This window comes from Chamaesiphon polymorphus CCALA 037, from assembly GCF_003003845.1.
Taxonomy (GTDB): domain Bacteria; phylum Cyanobacteriota; class Cyanobacteriia; order Cyanobacteriales; family Chamaesiphonaceae; genus Chamaesiphon; species Chamaesiphon polymorphus.
This window is the reverse complement of the sequence record NZ_PVWO01000055.1, coordinates 1-18,675: the sequence shown is the minus strand read 5'-3', so window position 1 is coordinate 18,675 and position 18,675 is coordinate 1. Positions and strand designations below refer to the sequence as shown.

19 protein-coding genes are annotated in these 18,675 nt (G+C 45.4%); 11 read left to right on the top strand and 8 right to left on the bottom strand.

Annotated features, from left to right (window positions below; genetic code table 11):
* Positions 1 to 67: 67 nt before the first annotated feature.
* On the bottom strand, positions 68 to 415 hold the full coding sequence (locus C7B77_RS06670) for a 4a-hydroxytetrahydrobiopterin dehydratase (RefSeq protein ID WP_106301827.1): 348 nt from the start codon (positions 413 to 415) through the stop codon (positions 68 to 70).
* 90 nt (positions 416 to 505) lie between these two features.
* Complete coding sequence (locus C7B77_RS06665) at positions 506 to 1,597, bottom strand: polysaccharide deacetylase family protein (RefSeq protein ID WP_245894091.1); 1,092 nt, start codon at positions 1,595 to 1,597, stop codon at positions 506 to 508.
* A gap of 214 nt (positions 1,598 to 1,811) precedes the next feature.
* Between C7B77_RS06665 and C7B77_RS06660 the strand changes: the two genes are divergently transcribed.
* Both C7B77_RS06660 and C7B77_RS06655 read left to right on the top strand, forming a co-directional pair.
* On the top strand, positions 1,812 to 2,576 hold the full coding sequence (locus tag C7B77_RS06660) for a dienelactone hydrolase family protein (protein WP_181243736.1): 765 nt from the start codon (positions 1,812 to 1,814) through the stop codon (positions 2,574 to 2,576).
* A 112-nt stretch (positions 2,577 to 2,688) separates the two neighbouring features.
* Positions 2,689 to 3,582, top strand: a complete 894-nt coding sequence (locus C7B77_RS06655; RefSeq protein WP_106301824.1) for a S1 RNA-binding domain-containing protein — start codon at positions 2,689 to 2,691, stop codon at positions 3,580 to 3,582.
* A gap of 107 nt (positions 3,583 to 3,689) precedes the next feature.
* Here the strand turns inward: C7B77_RS06655 and C7B77_RS06650 are convergent, their stop codons facing one another.
* On the bottom strand, positions 3,690 to 4,841 hold the full coding sequence (locus tag C7B77_RS06650; RefSeq protein ID WP_146138210.1) for a hypothetical protein: 1,152 nt from the start codon (positions 4,839 to 4,841) through the stop codon (positions 3,690 to 3,692).
* Positions 4,842 to 4,917: 76 nt separating this feature from the next.
* Here C7B77_RS06650 and metH point away from each other — a divergent pair, with 76 nt between their 5' ends.
* The 7 genes from metH to C7B77_RS06620 all read left to right on the top strand — a co-directional run bounded on the left by metH (position 4,918) and on the right by C7B77_RS06620 (position 10,890).
* Positions 4,918 to 8,466: a methionine synthase gene (metH, locus tag C7B77_RS06645; protein ID WP_106301819.1), complete on the top strand. Its 3,549-nt coding sequence runs from the start codon at positions 4,918 to 4,920 to the stop codon at positions 8,464 to 8,466.
* 181 nt (positions 8,467 to 8,647) lie between these two features.
* Positions 8,648 to 9,217, top strand: coding sequence for a hypothetical protein (locus C7B77_RS06640; protein WP_106301816.1), 570 nt, complete (start codon positions 8,648 to 8,650; stop codon positions 9,215 to 9,217).
* A gap of 271 nt (positions 9,218 to 9,488) precedes the next feature.
* Positions 9,489 to 9,683, top strand: coding sequence for a hypothetical protein (locus C7B77_RS06635; protein WP_106301813.1), 195 nt, complete (start codon positions 9,489 to 9,491; stop codon positions 9,681 to 9,683).
* On the top strand, positions 9,683 to 10,111 hold the full coding sequence (locus C7B77_RS06630; protein ID WP_106301811.1) for a type II toxin-antitoxin system VapC family toxin: 429 nt from the start codon (positions 9,683 to 9,685) through the stop codon (positions 10,109 to 10,111). Before C7B77_RS06635 ends, C7B77_RS06630 begins: the two co-directional genes overlap by 1 nt.
* The gene (locus C7B77_RS29690; RefSeq protein ID WP_181243735.1) at positions 10,092 to 10,229 is read left to right on the top strand and encodes a hypothetical protein; all 138 of its coding nucleotides are present in this window, start codon (positions 10,092 to 10,094) and stop codon (positions 10,227 to 10,229) included. Before C7B77_RS06630 ends, C7B77_RS29690 begins: the two co-directional genes overlap by 20 nt.
* Positions 10,230 to 10,369: 140 nt before the next feature.
* Positions 10,370 to 10,714 (top strand): hypothetical protein, encoded by a 345-nt coding sequence (locus C7B77_RS06625; RefSeq protein ID WP_106301808.1) that lies wholly within the window; start codon positions 10,370 to 10,372, stop codon positions 10,712 to 10,714.
* Positions 10,711 to 10,890 (top strand): hypothetical protein, encoded by a 180-nt coding sequence (locus C7B77_RS06620; protein ID WP_106301830.1) that lies wholly within the window; start codon positions 10,711 to 10,713, stop codon positions 10,888 to 10,890. The genes C7B77_RS06625 and C7B77_RS06620 overlap by 4 nt, the downstream gene beginning before the upstream one ends.
* A 480-nt stretch (positions 10,891 to 11,370) precedes the next feature.
* Here the strand turns inward: C7B77_RS06620 and C7B77_RS06615 are convergent, their stop codons facing one another.
* Positions 11,371 to 11,766: a thioredoxin family protein gene (locus C7B77_RS06615; protein WP_106301806.1), complete on the bottom strand. Its 396-nt coding sequence runs from the start codon at positions 11,764 to 11,766 to the stop codon at positions 11,371 to 11,373.
* 173 nt (positions 11,767 to 11,939) lie between these two features.
* A complete protein-coding gene (locus C7B77_RS06610; RefSeq protein ID WP_106301803.1) occupies positions 11,940 to 12,653 on the bottom strand; it encodes an NnrU family protein in 714 nt (237 codons plus the stop codon).
* Positions 12,654 to 12,904: 251 nt separating this feature from the next.
* Here C7B77_RS06610 and C7B77_RS06605 point away from each other — a divergent pair, with 251 nt between their 5' ends.
* On the top strand, positions 12,905 to 14,080 hold the full coding sequence (locus C7B77_RS06605; RefSeq protein ID WP_106301800.1) for a tetratricopeptide repeat protein: 1,176 nt from the start codon (positions 12,905 to 12,907) through the stop codon (positions 14,078 to 14,080).
* Positions 14,081 to 14,215: 135 nt separating this feature from the next.
* Here the strand turns inward: C7B77_RS06605 and C7B77_RS06600 are convergent, their stop codons facing one another.
* Positions 14,216 to 14,665, bottom strand: a complete 450-nt coding sequence (locus tag C7B77_RS06600) for a hypothetical protein (RefSeq protein WP_106301797.1) — start codon at positions 14,663 to 14,665, stop codon at positions 14,216 to 14,218.
* A gap of 298 nt (positions 14,666 to 14,963) precedes the next feature.
* On the bottom strand, positions 14,964 to 15,359 hold the full coding sequence (locus tag C7B77_RS06595; protein WP_181243734.1) for a nucleoside 2-deoxyribosyltransferase: 396 nt from the start codon (positions 15,357 to 15,359) through the stop codon (positions 14,964 to 14,966).
* A gap of 181 nt (positions 15,360 to 15,540) precedes the next feature.
* Between C7B77_RS06595 and C7B77_RS06590 the strand changes: the two genes are divergently transcribed.
* Entirely contained in the window at positions 15,541 to 17,805 is a 2,265-nt protein-coding gene (locus C7B77_RS06590; RefSeq protein ID WP_106301791.1) for an FdhF/YdeP family oxidoreductase, read from the top strand.
* 170 nt (positions 17,806 to 17,975) lie between these two features.
* Here the strand turns inward: C7B77_RS06590 and C7B77_RS06585 are convergent, their stop codons facing one another.
* Positions 17,976 to 18,668 carry a hypothetical protein gene (locus C7B77_RS06585; RefSeq protein ID WP_106301788.1) on the bottom strand — a complete coding sequence of 231 codons (693 nt, stop codon included), beginning with the start codon at positions 18,666 to 18,668 and terminating at the stop codon, positions 17,976 to 17,978.
* Positions 18,669 to 18,675: the final 7 nt, after the last annotated feature.

Sequence of the window (18,675 nt, the reverse complement as noted above, 5' to 3'; positions counted from 1 at the left end):
GTTTTATTACTCATTACTCATTACTCATTACCCAACCACCCATCCACTGCTCCCCGCTCCCCGCTTTCTACTTAAATTGCTTAAAGATTTCTTCTGTCTTGGCGGCCATAATTAGGTCATTCATATGCAAGCCGCCGACGGTGTGCGTCCACCAGGTGACTGTGACTTTGCCCCATTCGGTTAAGAGTGCAGGGTGATGGGATTCGGCTTCGGCTAGTTCGCCGACAGCATTGGTAAAGGCTAGTGCGGTTTTAAAATCTTTAAATTGGTACAGTCTTTCGATTCGTTGTTCGCCTTTGACTTCGTACTGGCACCAATCGGGAATCTGCGGTTGAAAGGCATCGATTTCGGCTTGAGAGATCGCAGTTTCGCCGCCGAGACAAGGAATACACTGTTGTTGAGTTAAAGTTGTCATCGCGCTTATCCTCATAAAAACAATAAATAGTCCTACTAATTTAGTAATTAGTAGGACTACTTTAACTATCGACGATCGGCTGGCGAAGATCTAGTTAGTAACGTTAGAAGGTAACGCTTGTGCTATTGGCTTTTCTGGGGTTGCGGATGCTAGTGATAACAGTTCTGGCATCGTCACAAATTTATAACCTTGTGCGCGGAGTTGGGTAATGATTAGGGGCACGGCTTTGGCGGTATTGTCATGGCTACCACCACCATCGTGCATCAGGACGATGCCACCAGGAGTAGCTTCTGCCAGAATAGTTTTAACCATCTCTTCTGGAGATGGGCGTTTGGGGCGACTGTCGCCAGAATCCACCGACCACATATTTACTGATTGATTTTGTTTTTGGGCATATGCTACCAACCCGTTGGTGAGCACGCCTCCTGGAGGTCTGAAGTAGGCTGTCTCTACACCCAGAACATCTTTAATGATTTTGGCTGTATCTTCAATTTCGCGTTGTGCGACCAATGGACTCATCTTTTTGTACCAGTGGTGAAGCGTATGGTTGGCGATGACATGACCGTCAGCGAGCACTTTTTTACCGATTTCGGGAAAAGATTTTAGCGGTTGGCCGACCACATAAAAAGTGGCTTTCACATTTTCTTTTTTGAGTGTGTCTAGAATTTGCTCGGTAGTTTGGGGCCAAGGGCCATCATCAAAAGTGAGGGCGATGACTTTTTCTGCGCCTGGTACGGTAGCATCTTTAATAGTTTTAGCTTGAAAGCTTTTGGGAACGTCAAAGTTCAGCGGGATGCTACTGGCGATCGCGGTAGTTACTTTAGTAGTATCGGCAAGACCCGTTTCGGCAACTAGTGTCTTGGGCGATATGCCACTAAAAATAGTGTGGAGCAAAACGATGAGGGCAAAAGATACCGCAGCGATCGCCAGCCACAGTATTTTACCGGGTAAAAGTCGTTTTGTAAGATTTTGATAGTCACCTCTAGCCAATTTACTAACTCCCGATCTATAAAAAGTGTTGTTATCTGGATTTGTTATGCCGATCGCAATAACTACTCCAATTTTTGAATTATTAATTCCGGATCTAATTCTCTCGCATCTGTACTCCAAATTCTGGAATGCGACTAAAAAATTCCAATTTCTCAGCGGTAGCTCTCGACGAACGCATTTCACTTGACTCATTAGAGCTACTTTTGAGCCAATTTTGTCGATCGTCTTTGCCGATGGCAGCGATCGAGCTGTTGGTTACTCAAAGTCTATATCTGTCGATCGATAGAGCGGCAAATTCGATTTTTATACTAAGATCTTAAGTATACTGAGGCCATACTATGACATATAGATAAACTTAGATGTGAGTATGCCCGCTTGAGGCAAGTAAATAACTAAAGTAATCTACATGGTCAAACTCCCAGTATTAACGCAGCAGGTGGCACTGACAAAGCCTCCGTCGGGTTCGATCGAGTCCCAAACGTCCGATATATACGGTTATCTAGCCATGCCCGCAGGCGCAGGCCAGTTTCCAGGTATTATCGTACTCCAAGAGATATTCGGGGTCAATACCCATATTCGAGCTGTCACCGAACGAATTGCCAGTCTGGGGTATGTGGCGATTGCTCCAGCTTTATTCGACAGATTTGCACCAGGATTAGAACTCGGTTACGCAAGTGCGGACATTGAGTTGGGACGGAGTTATGCCGAGAAAACCAGTGCTCCACAGTTACTTGCAGATATTCAATCCGCGATCGATTATCTCAAAACTTTACCTCAAGTCCAGCCCCATTTTGGCTGTATTGGGTTTTGTTTTGGCGGACACGTTGCTTATTTAGCCGCGACCTTACCAGATATTAGCGTGACGGCTTCTTTTTACGGACGGGGAATTACGACCTTTACCCCTGGCGGTGGCGAGCCATCCGCGAGCAAAACAGCCGCGATCGCGGGTACGATGTATATGTTCTTCGGTATGGAGGATGCTAGCATTCCGCCCGAACACGTCGCCGAAATTGAGACAGTTCTGACTCAAAATAACATTCCGCATCAAATTTGGCAGTACCCAGGTGCCGAACATGGTTTCTGTTGCGATTTGCGGGCAAGTTACAATCCTACTGCTGCTGAATCGGCTTGGGCACATGTCGAAGAACTATTCGATCGACTCACGATCTAGGCTCGATCGCTTTAGGCTTTAGGTTTTAGGTTTTAGGCTTTAGGCTTTAGGCTCTAGGTTTTGAACTATTCCTACAGCCACACTTTCAATTTCCAACTCCCAACTCTCCCAAATGAATAAGACTCAAAGTACCTCTGCCGAAATCTTTTCTATGGATGACTTTGCTAAAGCATTAGATGCTGAAGCAGTCAGCTTTGAAAAAGACCAATTAGTGCGGGGTAAAATTCATAGTTACGATAGCGATGGTGTCTATGTAGATATCAATGGTAAATCGCTAGCATTCGTCCCAGCCGAAGAAGTTGCCGCCGATGAATCTGCGGATTTATCTGCGTTATTACCGATCGGTGACGAACAAGAATTCCTAATTATTCGCGAACAAAATGCCGATGGACAAGTTACGTTGTCCAAACGTCAATTGCAAGTCAGATATGCCTGGAATCAAGTTGGAGATATTCAAAGTAATAAAGAATCGATCCAGCTCCGAGTAACTGGTGTCAACAAAGGTGGCGTCACAGTTAACTTCCAAGGCATTCGCGGCTTTATTCCCCGATCGCAATTAGTCGAACGCGATCTCGAATCGTTAGTCGGCACTAGCATTCCCGGTGTAATTATCGAAGCCGATAAAGATAAAAATAAATTAGTTTTTTCCCAGCGTCAAGCTACGCGGACTGCTAATTTCAGTCAATTAGAATTAGGACAATTAGTTACTGGTACGATCGTCGGGATCAAACCGTTCGGCGCATTTGTTGAATTTAATGGCAACACTGGTTTGATTTATATCAAACAAGTCAGTCAAAATCGGGTCGAAGCCTGCGAAAAACTATTTACGATCGGCCAAGAAATCAAGGCGATGATTATCGATCTCGATGAAGGTAATGGTAAAATCTCGCTTTCTACCAGAGTACTGGAAAATCACCCGGGCGAAATGTTAGAAAATATGGCCGAAGTGATGGAATCAGCAGAAGCCAGAAGCGAACGCGCCGCCAAAAAGTTATTTGGTAACTAGATCGCAAACAACTTCTAGTTCGGGGCGGTACTCGAACGGATCTAATCAATTTTCGGCGGTGCTGGATTCAAACTTAATACATCGATTCGATCGATGTATTAAGGCTACTAATTCCCATCACCAATACCCCATTTGAATGCCTTAGCATAAATCTTATCTAAGATCTGCGGGATGCTAGCCTCGGCAATGACTAATTCTCGATCGATTATCGATCGTGCTGTAGCTAAAGCCTTGGCTCCAGCATCATCGGTTGTATGAAATACTAATTTATCTATTTGTGCCAGCCGCGCGGCTAAGAGCTGTAATAGAGCCATTAAAATACGATTGCCACCATAAGCACCACAACCCCAAAAACCAGTATGAATCGAAACAATCGGCGATGCAATTTCTAGCTGTGATTCGATTTTAGCGGCGGTAAATCCAGTCACGGCAGTAGTCAGAATAAATTCAATTATATCGTACTCATAAAAGTTATACCCACCCGACGGAGCTTCCATCGCAATAATATTCGTAATTGTGGGTGGATCGATCGGTGTAGTTGCCAGTTCGATCGCTGCTGCGGGAGCCTTTGCAAAGTTATTACCATATAGCCCGAGCGGTCTACCCTGCTCTGAGTCTATATTTGTGGCAATTTCGCAGCGTCGTTCGATACCCCGAATCAAGATCGGTGTAGGTTCTCCACGTTCGACGGTAAATGGATCGATCTTGGCATCTAGGAGGGCTTCGCGTAACGAAGCCAGTACGGGATGTTCGGCAACTTGCATTTCATCTTGAGCAAATACCCGCTCTCCATAAGCACAAAATAGATCGGAATGAGCAAAGTTAAGATACCATTCGACTAGACGATCTCTGTGCTGAGATCTTGGATATTTAAAATAAGATTTTTGCTCTTGTATTTCGGTGCGATCGGTCAGCGATGGAGATATTTCAGCTAATTCGATCGATCTCCATCGCGAAAATACTATCTCACCCTGGTGAATAGAGTTGGGTGGGCAAGCAATTCGATGCACGATTTTTTTGTTTGCATTGCGGATTTTTGCTGGATGAGAGTCTACAAGCTGTTGGGCATTAAATGTATGACGGCAAATTAAATTATCTGAAGAATTATTCATGCGATCGAGAAGATAAGCTATCTCCCAGAAAAATAACAGTTGTAGTGCTTGAATCGCGAGCATCCGATCTGACAACTGCTCGATCGGTCTATTTGCGTAACAACCGCGATGAATAGTCAGGGTACACTTGATTATAATAGAGTGCAACTATCTCTCGAACTAAATAGTTAGGGGAGATCGAGATGTCGATCGCAATTTAGATTTAATTCCTTACTATCGCCGTATGACAAGTTCCTTCCTCGCGCGTCTCCACAGTCCCGAACGTCCCGTCATCGTCTTCGATGGGGCGATGGGTACCAATCTCCAAGTCCAGAACCTAACGGCTGAGGACTTTGGCGGTGCTGAGTATGAGGGTTGTAATGAATATCTCGTCCATACCAAGCCGGAAGCAGTAGCGAAGGTGCATCGGGACTTCCTGGCGGCGGGTGCGGATGTCATCGAAACCGATACTTTTGGTGGTACGGCACAGACTTTAGCTGAATATGGATTGCAAGACCGAGTATACTATCTGAATAAAACCGCCGCAGAATTGGCGAAAAAATGTACGGCGGAATTTTCGACACCAGAAAAACCGCGATTTGTAGCGGGTTCGATCGGCCCTGGAACTAAATTACCCTCGATCGGGCATATCGATTATGACAGCCTAGAGCAAGCATACACCGAACAGGCTACGGGCCTGTTGGACGGTGGTGTAGATCTATTCCTGATCGAGACTTGTATGGACGTGCTGCAAATCAAAGCAGCGATTAATGGACTGGAGCAGGTTTTTAAAAATAAAGGGGTCAGAATCCCGATTATGGTGTCGGCGACATTCGAGCATCCCCAGGCGACGATGTTGTCTGGTAGCGATGTAGCGACATTACTAACCGCATTACAACCATTCCCGATCGATATTTTAGGTTTAAATTGTGCGACTGGGCCAGATTTAATGGCTCCCCATATCAAACACCTGTGCGAACAATCGCCATTTGTGGTTTCTTGCGTACCAAATGCTGGATTGCCAGAAAATATCGGCGGTCACGCTCATTATAAATTAACGCCGATCGAACTCAAACTGGCAATGCACAAGTTCGTCGAAGATTGGGGCGTTCAAGTAATTGGCGGTTGCTGCGGTACGCGCCCAGATCATATTAAAGCTCTATCCGAAATCGGGACAACTTTACATCCCAAAGTGCGGATTCCGGTATTTGAACCAGCGGCATCTTCGATCATGTCGGTGCAACCATATCATCAGGATAATTCATTCTTAATTATCGGCGAACGGTTGAATGCCAGTGGCTCGAAAAAATGTCGCGATTTATTAAATGAAGAGAATTGGGATGGCTTAGTTTCGCTCGCAAAATCTCAGGTGCGTGAAGGTGCCCACGTTCTCGATATCAACGTCGATTATGTCGGGCGCGATGGCGTGCGGGATATGCACGAAGTGGTTTCGCGAGTAGTAAATAACGTTAGTCTACCATTAATGCTCGACTCCACTGAGTGGGAAAAAATGGAAGCCGGATTGAAAGTAGCTGGCGGTAAATGTCTGCTCAACTCCACTAACTACGAAGATGGCGAAGAACGGTTCTATAAAGTATTAGAAATTGCCAAGAAATATGGTGCCGGAATCGTAATCGGCACGATCGATGAAGAAGGCATGGCGCGGACAGCACAGAAGAAATTTGACATTGCCAAACGTGCTTATGATGCCGCGATCGAGTATGGCTTCCCCGCCTATGAAATTTTCTTCGATACTCTCGCTCTCCCAATTTCCACGGGGATTGAAGAAGATCGGGCTAATGGTAAAGCCACCGTCGAATCGATTAAAATGATTCGTGAAAGTTTGCCAGATTGTCACGTTCTCTTAGGACTATCGAATATTTCCTTCGGGTTAAATCCTGCCGCGCGGCAAGTATTGAACTCGATGTTCCTGCATGAGTGTATGTCAGCGGGAATGGATGCCGCGATCGTCAGTCCGAATAAGATTTTACCACTCGCTAAAATAACGCCCGAACATCAAGAAATCTGTCGGAATCTGATTTACGATCGCCGTCAATTCGATGGAGATATTTGCACCTACGATCCGTTAGGTTTGCTCACTACCATGTTTGAAGGAGTGACAACTAAACGGGATAAATCCGAAGACGATAAATTACCACTCGAACAGAAACTCACCCGCCATATTATCGACGGCGAACGGGTGGGACTAGAAGATAACTTGATGAAAGCGATCGAGAAGTATCCACCGTTAGATATCATCAATATCTATCTCCTCGATGGCATGAAAGTTGTCGGCGAACTCTTCGGTTCGGGACAAATGCAATTACCCTTCGTCTTGCAATCTGCCGAAACCATGAAAGCCGCCGTCGCCTTCCTCGAACCGCACATGGATAAAGCCGATGTCGGTGTCAGTAACGCCAAGGGTAAATTTGTCATTGCCACAGTCAAAGGTGACGTACATGATATCGGTAAAAACCTCGTCGATATCATCCTGTCTAATAATGGCTATGAAGTGATCAACATGGGCATCAAACAACCTGTGGAAGCCATCATTCAAGCATACGAAACGCACAAACCAGACTGCATCGCCATGAGTGGATTGCTCGTCAAATCCACCGCCTTCATGAAAGAAAATCTGGAAGTCTTCAACGAAAGAGGCATTACCATTCCCATCATCCTCGGCGGTGCCGCCCTCACTCCCAAATTTGTCTACAACGACTGCCAACAAGCTTATAAAGGGCAGGTAATCTACGGTAAAGATGCTTTCGCCGATCTGAACTTTATGGATGCCCTCATGCCCGCCAAACAGGGCAACAAGTGGGACGACTTTAAAGGCTTCCTCGACGAAGATGGCAACCCGATTAAAGTCGCCGTCGAAATCGAAGAAACTAACGGCAAAACTGAAGAGAGTAAAGAACCAACAGTCATCGACACCGTGCGATCGGAAGCCGTAGACTTGGAGATCGATCGACCCACACCACCATTCTGGGGCACCAAAATCCTCAAAGATGAAATCTCGATCGAAGAGTTATTCTGGTACATGGATTTACAAGCCCTCATCGCTGGGCAATGGCAATTCCGCAAACCCAAAGAGCAATCGCGCGAAGAATACGACGCATTCCTCGCCGCCAAAGTACATCCAGTCTTAGAGGAATGGAAAGCCAAAATCCTCACCGAAAAATGGTTAGAGCCACAACTCATCTACGGCTACTTCCCCTGTACCGCCGAAGGTAACTCCGTCCACGTCTACGATCCCAGCGTCACCGAGCAAGGCTTACCCCCCCAAACAGCCCCCCCCCTAGTCACCTGGACATTCCCCCGCCAAAAATCCCTGCGCCGTCTGTGCATCGCCGACTTCTTCCGCCCCCTGAGCGAAAACACCTTCGATGTTTTCCCCATGCAAGCCGTAACGATGGGCGAAATCGCCACTGAAAAAGCGCAAGAGCTATTCAAAGGCGATAACTATACCAACTATCTCTACTTCCACGGCATGGCTGTCCAAATGGCAGAAGCCCTCGCCGAATGGAGTCACGCCCGCATTCGCCGCGAGTTAGGTTATGGCGACTCAGAGCCGGATAATATTCGCGATATGTTGGCGCAACGCTATCAAGGTTCGCGCTATAGTTTCGGCTATCCCGCATGTCCCCACGTTCCGGATCAACTCAAACAGTTGGAGCTATTGGGAACGGAGCGGATGGGGATGACGATGGATGAGAGCGAGCAGCTATATCCAGAGCAGTCTACGACTGCGTTAATTGTCTATCATCCGACTGCTAAGTACTTTAGTGCGTAGGATTGCCCATTGTGAGTTAAAAATAACAAATAGAAATCAATTCTCGGCTGAAACATAGATGGTGGGCTATGTCCACCATCGATATCTAATTTCTTTAAACTATCCGGATCGTTAGTGAAGTTACTTGAATTATAGAAGGTAGGTAGTAATTATGATTGGTTGAGTTATGAGACAGTTAGGTATGAAGATTATTTCCGCATTTTGCATTGCACTAATATTATTTATCTCTCCAGGAAGCAGTCTTGCGGCTAATACTAATACTCAAAATCATCAGCAACAGGGTTCTTCAAAGGCTGCTATAGTCGGTGGAGTTATTGGTGGAACCGCAGGTGGAATGGCATCTATCGCGGCTATCTCTGCTACTGGAAGCGTCGCAGGTTTGAGTGCTGCTGGTATGACATCTGGTTTAGCTGCTGTGGGATCTTTGATTGGAGGTGGAATGCTTGGTGGCTTGGCTGTAACCGCAGCATTGCCGCTTGTTGGTGTCGCAGGTGTTGGCTGGGCTGCTTATAAAATATTTCAACATCCAGTCGATTCGCAATCATCACCCACTCAAATTATCAATAATGTTATTAATCTTTCACCTATTCCAGCAGAGAAGTCATCTTCAATGCTCTATATTGTGCTTGCAGTAGCATTGTTATTTTGTTTTTTACCAATGGTTGTGTTTTTTCGCAATTACAGCAAAGGAATGAATCAGAAGTTAAATGATTTAACAACTCTTATGGTCGATCGAGAATTAGATACTTAATGTTTAGAACTTAGAGTGGGTAAAGATTAATCACTATTTTACTCACTAATTCTAACGATAGAGTTGTCGATCTATTATGCCCAATTGTTCGATCGATATTGATACTCGATCGAACCTGTCACGATCCGCGATGATATTAATATCGATCTATTTGGGTTCGATCTGGGGTTGGTGCGATAGATTTGTTTTGATTCGATCGCTACAGGGGTATTGGGTTAGATCGATCGCATCTTGGATATAATAGACCTAGAGCCACAAGGATTAACAACCTATGCCAATAGAACTAGAAGAACGAGTTGCCTTGTTAGAAGCTGAGGTAGAGCGACTAAAACACCAATTGCCCAGTATTCCGGCAAAAACAGAGCATCCGATGCTAAAATTTGCAGGTATTTTTCAAGATGATGAAGATTTTGCGGCTGTAGTTGCTAATATTGCCGCAGATAGAGCAGATACAACTGAAGAATAATGACCCTATTCATTCTAGACACCGATTCTGCTTCATTATTTCTAGCTGGAAACCAAAAGTTAATTTATAGAGTAACCCAAGAGGTTTCTAATGTTGTCACAACGATTGTTACCATCCAAGAACTCTTTAACGGCTGGGCTGGTAGAGTAAACGATCCTGCTGAAGCAAATAATCTCGTTAGAATCTATGGCAAGCTTTGGCAGACGACCGAATTTTTAAAAACTATTGAAATATTGACATTTAGCGAACTTGCCAATACTTATCACCAACATCTGCTTCTAGAACACAAATCTTTATCAAAGAAAAGATTAGAAAAAGATATGCGGATTGCCGCGATTGTTCTTTCTGTTGGAGGAACTATTATTACTCGCAACCATAAAGATTTCTCGCAGGTTCCCGATCTTAAAATTGAAGATTGGACACTTTAAGATCGATCCTGGCGCGATCCGCGATGATATTAATGTCGATTTATTTGGTGGCGATTTGGGGTTGGTGCGTTGGCGTAGCCTCCGCTTTGCGGAATCGCGTAGCGTAGGCATAGACTAATCGATCTGTTTCGATTCGATCGGGTATTGGTACGAGCGATCGCTTTGATTATGCTTTAATCGAACGTAAGCAAAGAAAACACCAGCTTCCGGTAGATGGAGTCTCGCACCAATCTACGCAGCAATGAACTTTCACGATCTATGGCAAAATTAAGCCCCGAAACCGCTCAAACTATCTGGGATCTACAACATCAGCTTTTAGAAATTATCGATACGGCTAGAACGCTCGAACTGTCGCTATTTGATGCTTTTGGAGAAACAGAAGATACAATTCCCGTTCTAGATGAACTCCAAAGTATTGCACAACAGGCAATAGAACGATTTTCGCTATTCTCTAACCTGCAAATTAGAGTCGCCAATACCCAACCGCCGATTCCCCCTGATATCATAGGAATAGTCGATCGATCTATCCAAACAACTCAGCAAAAAAATCCAGCTTTAAATCGTAGTATCCAAGAAATTACCCAGGAATGGAGATTATCATGAAAGCACAACCGATCGTGCCCGATGCAGCAGTAAATCGCCGACTTATCGACAATTTGCGTCAAGCTCGGCTAGATTTTGAAGAAGTCGATCTTCAATTAGAAGAATTAGTGGCAAAATTTGACGAACTGATTCGCCAGCAAAAATTGAAACGCATTAAGCAAAAACAAAAAATGTAGAGTTCGCAGTTCGAGTACATATTTTATGTTACTACTACTCGATCGATCCTGGCATAATTCTCGACAATATTACTGCCTGGAACTTTGATTTATCGGATTAAGAGACGGACTATGATTTATCCTTAGAAATAATCATAGTCCATCCAGAAATCATTCTAATCATAGTTCAGGCTTTTTATACGCGATGATATTAATGTCGATCTCCACACTTACTTAGTACATCAGCGGTATCGACTGTCGAGGTAGGTTAAATCGATCGAGCAGTTTAAAGTCTTTTTGCTTCGATCTCATGTACTAAAAGATCGATCTAGACAGATCGATCTCAATTGCACCGATCGAATTATTTACTTGATTGCCTCTGGCACGCTAAGCGAACGCATAGACTCGATCGAGTGAATGAGTCGAAGTTGTTGTGCTGCTCGGGCTTAAGTGGTGGGCAGTGCCCACCATCTAGATTTAATATAAAAATATTTGTTAAGTTTATTCGGTTCTGACCAATCGCCAGTCGATCTGCATCGGCATTGCCTTCTCCCCAATCTGCCAGTTGAGAGTTGCTTTTCGCGTCATCCGATCGAGATCTGCTCGCAAAGCCTCTTTACTGTGAAAGCCTTCTAGTCGATCGACGATCCGTCCGTTGGTAAATAAAATTAGGGTAGGTAGTGTTTTTAGTTTATAAGTACTAGCTAGCTTAAAATTCTCATCGGCGTTGATATTAACCAATTTAATTTGCTCGTCCCAACGATCGTAAAACTGAATTAGGGTAGGCTGGATTAGCTTACACAAACCGCACCAAGGAGCTTCAAAGTTAACCAGTACGGGGAGCGATGATGCAAGAACCCGTTCCTTAAAATTCAGATCTGTTACAGAATGGATCATAAAAGGTGGTCGGTTTAATATCAAATCTTTTGTTTTATATAGGTAATCATTTTAACGCTAAATACTCCGATCGGGGTAGAGGGATCGCGGAATAAGCACTAGGGATCGAGGTAATAGAGCGAGAATCTACAGCTAAATGGCCGATCGCCGATCTATTAACACCGATCCACTGTCTAAAAGGATACCCGTGAGGTCATCTCAATTAACCATGGATGCCCCCACCAAAATACCAGGACGAAGGCGACTACCCCAAGGTAAGCAGGCCGGAGGAACTCTGCTAATTTTAGCGTTTGTCTACCATCGAGAATCGCCTGGAAGGGCACGATCGAGGTTCTGGCTTTAACTAGCTCGAATTCCGCTCCATAACGCTTGCCGAGGCGATAATCGCCATGCCAGACCGCAAATAAATGATGCAACATTAACCCGATCGAAGTTACCAACGTAAAGCTAGTCCCGATCCACAATGTGTGAGCCACACACCAAATTAATTGACCGACCATTTGCGGATGTCGGGTTACACGCATGATACCTGTTTCGTAAATTCGGACTTGGGGCTTGGCTACCGCCGCCACTTCCAACAGATTGAAAGTCGCTGGATAAAGGAATAGAAACGAGATAAACGACAAAATCCAGACTAGTGGCGTCACCCATGGCGTACCCTGCACCTGCCACAGTTGCCAGCCATCATAGCGATGATTGAAAAAATAAATAATCAGAATAGTCGCAAAGGGAATACTTACCAATGCAAAGATAACTCGATACAACCGCGCGCCGATTTTGGACTCAGCCCAGGGGCGTAAAGCTGCCAAACCACTATGCGCGATCGCAAAACCGAGTAATAAAACCAGAATAATACCGTGGCTAGCTGTCAATGAATCTGAATGCATTATGTCGATCTTAAAAAATGAGAGCTGAATTATTAAAGAGGGTAGAGAGTAGAGGGTCGTTTTTGTAACGAACAACATTCGTCCAGCAGCATTAGTTCGATAAATTGGTAGTCAAACAAATCTAGTAGCTAGTTAACTTCAGACCCAAATGGGGGCATTCTATATAGACGATGAATGTGTGTTTGCTAGGGCAATGCTAACTCCTGATGGCTTTCACAAGACTACTCTATCCAACCAATTCGCCTAAATCTATGTTAGAGCAAGCTGCTGATGCCTTGGAGCGTAAGGATTATAAGACTGCCGCCAAAATCATCGCGACCTTAGTTGCCCAGCGACCAGACGACCACCAAGTACAACTTTACGCGGCACAACTGCAAGAAGCAACCAACAAACTCGATAATGCACTGGAAATCTATCGATTGTTGCTCCAACATTCCGTAAATCTCAAAATCACCACCGAAGCACGAGCGGGAATTCTCCGCATCGAGGAAGTCCAAGCACGAATTCAAGCTAATGCCTATGCTTGTGCCAGAGCGGGGATCGAAGATAATGTCGAACCAGGATTTTTGATCCTCGAACCGATCGAAGTAGAGGATAAAAAACCTGCGGCGCAGAAATTTGCCGCGATTATGGAGATCGATAACTATAGTGCCAGACTTCAGTTGCCCAGTCGGGGCTGGCGGCTGTACCGCGTGGGAAAAATGGGCGAATTAGAGTTTTATCGGGATTTGTTACTCCAAGCCGAGATTCCGTGTTTTTGTGTCTCTCTACAGCAGACACAGCAACTATTTGTCTTTAATGTCAGTCATTTTCAATCCTTTGAGCCTCAAGCCTCGATCGTGTGTATGGACGATCGATCGGAACTGCGGACATTTAATTTTGAGTGGTCGGAAGTTGCTCAGATTGTAAGGGGAATGCTACCGATTTTTGAAGAGGTGGTCACGATCGAACTCAATAACCGCACCCGTCGCCGTAGTAGAATTCTCGACTACGTTCAGATCTGCGATTTGCACTTACCCAAACGTCGCAGCATGTTTAGATTATGTTCGCAAACTTATGATTTTTGCGATTATAAACAAATTATCGCCAAAAATCGCGATCGACTCAATGGCGATGCCAACGGACAATCGAGCGGAGATTTGAGTGGATTATTAAATGGAGAAAAAATTGCGACTACCAGCCACGATAATTGGAACAAGCTCATGTCCCAAGTCATTGAGAAAATGCCCAACGTGCGAGTCCAAAGCAATTTTGCACCTTTTGCAGAAACTGCAATAGGCTATCCAGAGCTACTAGAGCGAATCGATCCGCATATCGAATTATTGCGCCGCGCCGACTGCTCGTGGGATCGAGCGTTTCATCTTTATAGCAGTCTAGCCATGTGTCGGGAGCAAAATCTCATTGCCAATCGATCGAGCCTCAACTAATTAGATTCGTTCGTGCTGGAATAGTGAGACTCAATTTTCTCATCGAGCGGTTTCGGTAACGACAAAATACTCCTGAAATCCAATCTTTAGAGCAGATTTCAGGAGCTATATTAATAAATCGATACCAGTCAAAATTTACTTTTCACCAGCTTTGCGCTCGGCAGCAGATGCTTTAAAAGCCGTTGGTTTGTCAACCTTACGAGCTAGATCCAAGAATCCACGCATATTCGCACCAGGCAGACGACGGCTGCTATTGGAAGAAGGTTTGATCAGGTAATCAGTTGCAAAGTTAGTAATTGGCGGAGCTGGCGGTGCGGTAACTACAGGTGCTTTTTGCTCTACAGCTTTAGGAGCTTCAGCTTTTTTAACAGATTTTTTCTCGGATTTAGCAGCTTTAGGAGCGGCAGCAGTTTCAGTTTTCGCGGCTGCTGGAGCAGTCTCTGTGGTTACAGGAGCTGGAGTTGCCGGAGCGACAGCTTCAGGCTTGGCTTCAGGTTTAGCCTTCGCTGCGGGCTTTTGCGCGTCATCGTCTTCTAGTTGAAGAAAAAAGCCATCATTTTTTTTGCCAAAAAACTTTTTAAACACGGTAGTTATTTACTCTCATTACATAAACTGAATTATCATTTTTGACAGCTAGCAAGCGCAAGATAAGCTTACAAAGTTTAACAAAAATTTACTGCCTGCTACTCATCACGATCGCTAGAGCTGTCTATAATTCGTTAGCGATCGTCGGCATCAGTTAAAGTACTACTAAGAGCGACAAGGCTTGAGCACGCGCCGCGAACGCCATCTCAAACATATTATTGATTGCCACAGCCGATCGTGGGCATAGCCTCTGAGCTGGAAAATCTTCGAGGGTGCCATTTTTATGGCAATCGGTTTATTACGCTGCCAATCCTTGAAGTGCGCTGAGAATCTCCTCCAGAAATCGATCGCTACCATCGATGACTTTTGCCGCACTATAATAAATCATCGCATTAAACCCTTTAGTATCGCCAGAACCTCGAAAATCGGTTCTCACAGCGATAACTGGAATGCCCTGACTCACCGCATAACCACATTCCCAACAAGTACCACTATCGGCATCAGCACCATCGACAATTGCAATAACAATTGCTGCCGATCGCAACCCATCCAGACAAGTTTTATAAATATCTTCTCCTTCAGCATTTTCGCATTCTTGTTGAGGCAAAAATACTCGATAACCATTAGCGGTTAAATATTCAGATACGCTAAGATTGAAATCTCGCTCGCCCTTGGTAAATAGAGGTGCAGCCAAATAGATATGTTGCCTGGTTATTATGTCTGTCTGCTGCATTAAAGGATTATTAATAAAAATGACAATTATTTTCGATCGAACCTATTGCTTCGATCGCTAACTAAAATCTGTCCATTGATATACCGAGGTATCTAGATAATTATGATAGCTTATCGAAATAAGCTCCCCATCTGGCGATCGAATGGAAACTAACCCGCAGCAGCAACCGCCCTTCAACGAAACCAATGAGGATACACCAGCAATTGGTGGGGGATTGCCCGTAATTGAGTATTGGGCAGAGAAAACGCTATCGCCGCAAGGCCCCAAACTCTGGAAAACACTGTTTCACCATAGTGCCTGTCTGTCTTGCTCGTGGGGTACGGGCGGGCAAAAAGGGGGATTTACCAACGAAGAAGGTGAAAAGCTCCAACGCTGTATGAAGAGTGTGGAGGCAATTACGGCAGAGATTCAGCCTGGGGTTTCGACACATTTTTTCGATACCAATCCGATCGCCAGATTACAGCAATTATCATCTTATGAAGCCGACAGGTTGGGGCGGTTGAGTTTTCCGGTAATTTTGCGCGCGGGGAGTTCCCACTACGAGCGGATTTCTTGGGACGAGATTTACTCGACCGCGACTGAGGCTTTTAAAAGAGATCCGGAGCGGGTAGCTTCTTATAGTTCTGGACGCGGGTGCAATGAAGCGGCGTTTATCCTGCAATTGATGATGCGGACGCTGGGTTCTAATAATTTGGCGGATTGCTCGGATTTGTGCCACGCACCTTCGACTACCGCGCTCAATGAGATGTTTGGTACCAAGACTTCGATCGTCAGTTTGGAAAGCTTGAAGGAAGCTGACTGCGTGGTGTTGGCGGGAGCGAATTCACCTTCCAATCACCCGCGCTTGATGAACGAGTTGATTAAGTTGCGCGAAAAGGGCGCGAAAATTATCATCATCAATCCGATGATGGAAATCGGGTTAGTGAAATTTGGCTCTCCCGCGTTTCCGGTTAAATCTTTGATTCCAGGTTCGGATATTGCTTCGCTGTATCTCCAGCCGATTCCGGGTAGCGATGTGGCGTTATTTGTAGGCATTCAAAAATCTTTAATCGCGCAGGGACTAGTCGATCGATCGTTTCTGCAAGCACATACAGAAGACTGGGAAGCAATTCTCGAACAGGCGCAAAATGTCGATTGGGAAACCATTACCGCTACTTGTGGCGTTTCTCGATCGGAAATTGAAACCGCCGCGACAATTATCGGTAAATCGCCACGGGTGGTATTTGGTTGGGCGATGGGAATTACCCAACAGACTAATGGCGTCGATAACGTTTACAGTATTGCCAATACCGCGCTGATGACTGGGAATGCAGGCAAAATGGGTGCTGGCGTGATGCCCGTACGGGGGCATTCTAACGTGCAGGGCTTTGGCTCGATGGGCGTGACGGTAAAGCTCAAGGAAGAGATTAAGCAAGCCTTAGAGCGACTGCTGGGGCGACCTTTGACGCTACCCAAGGGTTATCACACCCGCGATTTAATTGAAGCCGCAGATGCAGATAAAGTCGATACACTGATCTGCGTTGGCGGCAATCTCTACGGAGCCAATCCCAACTCAGCGCAGGCAAAACGCGCCTTAAGCAAGATCGATACGATTATTTATCTCGCCACCAAACCCAATATCGGTCACTTTAACGGACTGGCGAAAACTAATACAATTATCATTCCAGTCTTCAATCGCTTCGAGCATCCGTATAAAACCACAGTCGAATCGGGCAACAATTTCGTCCGGTTTAACGATACTGGGGAAACTCATTTAAAGGGTGCAGATTTGGTGACTGAAGTTGAATTTTTAACAACTTTGGCAGATCGGGTTTTAGGTGAAGATCCGATTCAGTGGCACAAGTTATCCGATCCGCGCTATGTGCGACAACTGATCGCGACAACCATTCCTGGCTACGAAAAAATCGGCACGATCGACGATACAAATGAGGAATTTACCATCTCTGGGCGGATCGTCACCACCCCCCACTTTAAAACGCCCTCTGGTAAGGCAAAAATGTTCGTCACGCCGCTACCAACTCTGACGCTACCAAAACCGGAAGAATTTGGAATCGATCGACCAGAACGCGGCCTAGTGCTGGCTCTGATGACCGGACGCAGCTATTCTCAACATAATACTGTCGTCTACAAACTCGGCGATAAATATCGGGGAATGCCCCATCGCAACTGCATTCTCCTCAATCGGATCGATGCCGAAAAGATTGGCCTAGCGGCACACGATCGAGTTACCGTCCAAGGCGATGCAGGTAAAATGGATGAAGTGGAAGTAATTTACGGCTCGGTGCGCGAAGGTGCGGCGTTGATGTTTTATCCAGAAGTGAATGTTATCTTCACCGCAAAAACCGAAACTCGATCGGGTACTCCGGCTTATAAGCGGGTGCCTGTTGTAATTTACAGCAGTAAATAAAGGAATAATTCGATCGTCGATCGAATTATTCCTTAAAATATTATCCGAAGAGCAAGGGTTAAAAGCCCCCGCCTAAAGGCGGATTGTTATTAAGACGGAGTTTAAATCTCCGTCTTAATAACTTCGCGATCGACTATCAACTATCAACTATTAACTAATTAACGATAGTTCTAAAATTCAAATCCCAAACCAATATTCGTACCACTAACTGAGGCAAAATCAGTATTAAAGCTGCCCACTAACGCCACACCTTCAAACAGATTGACATCAACCCCGATCGTACCTAGCAGTCCGAATTGGGAAGATCTGGCACCACCAATCCCCGAACTATACTGCACGCCACCACCAGCATGAAAAGTTACCAGCGGATTGCGCTCGAATGGTTCTCTGTCGCCTAATGCAAAATCATAGGTAACTGGCACTCGCACGATCGTGCCACCATTTCCAAACACTGCGGAGGGACGAATCGAGTAATTCGTACCAAATGGAAATCTGCTAATTACACCAAAAGATGTAGATCCGGTTCCAAAGCCAATCGCTGGGCCAAAATAATTAGCTGGAATGCTGGTAGGATAACCATCGCCTGTATCTACCGTAGTTGGTCGATTAGTTGGGACTGGCGGAGCTGGTGGTGGTGTCGAGCCGCCAGGAAGTTCGGATTGGGCGATCGCTTTTGGTTTAGCCTGGATGTCTGGGCTAGTTAGAGGCGATCGATCTTGCCAGTTTGGCATTGCAACTGTAGACAATTTGCCCAGCTTTTGGGCGGCACCAGTTGTAGATTTGGCGATCGGCGCAGTACGATGTTGTTGCGCGACAGTGCTGACGATCGGGGTTGTTGTAGTTGGTGGGATCGTGGGGTGCATTGATTAC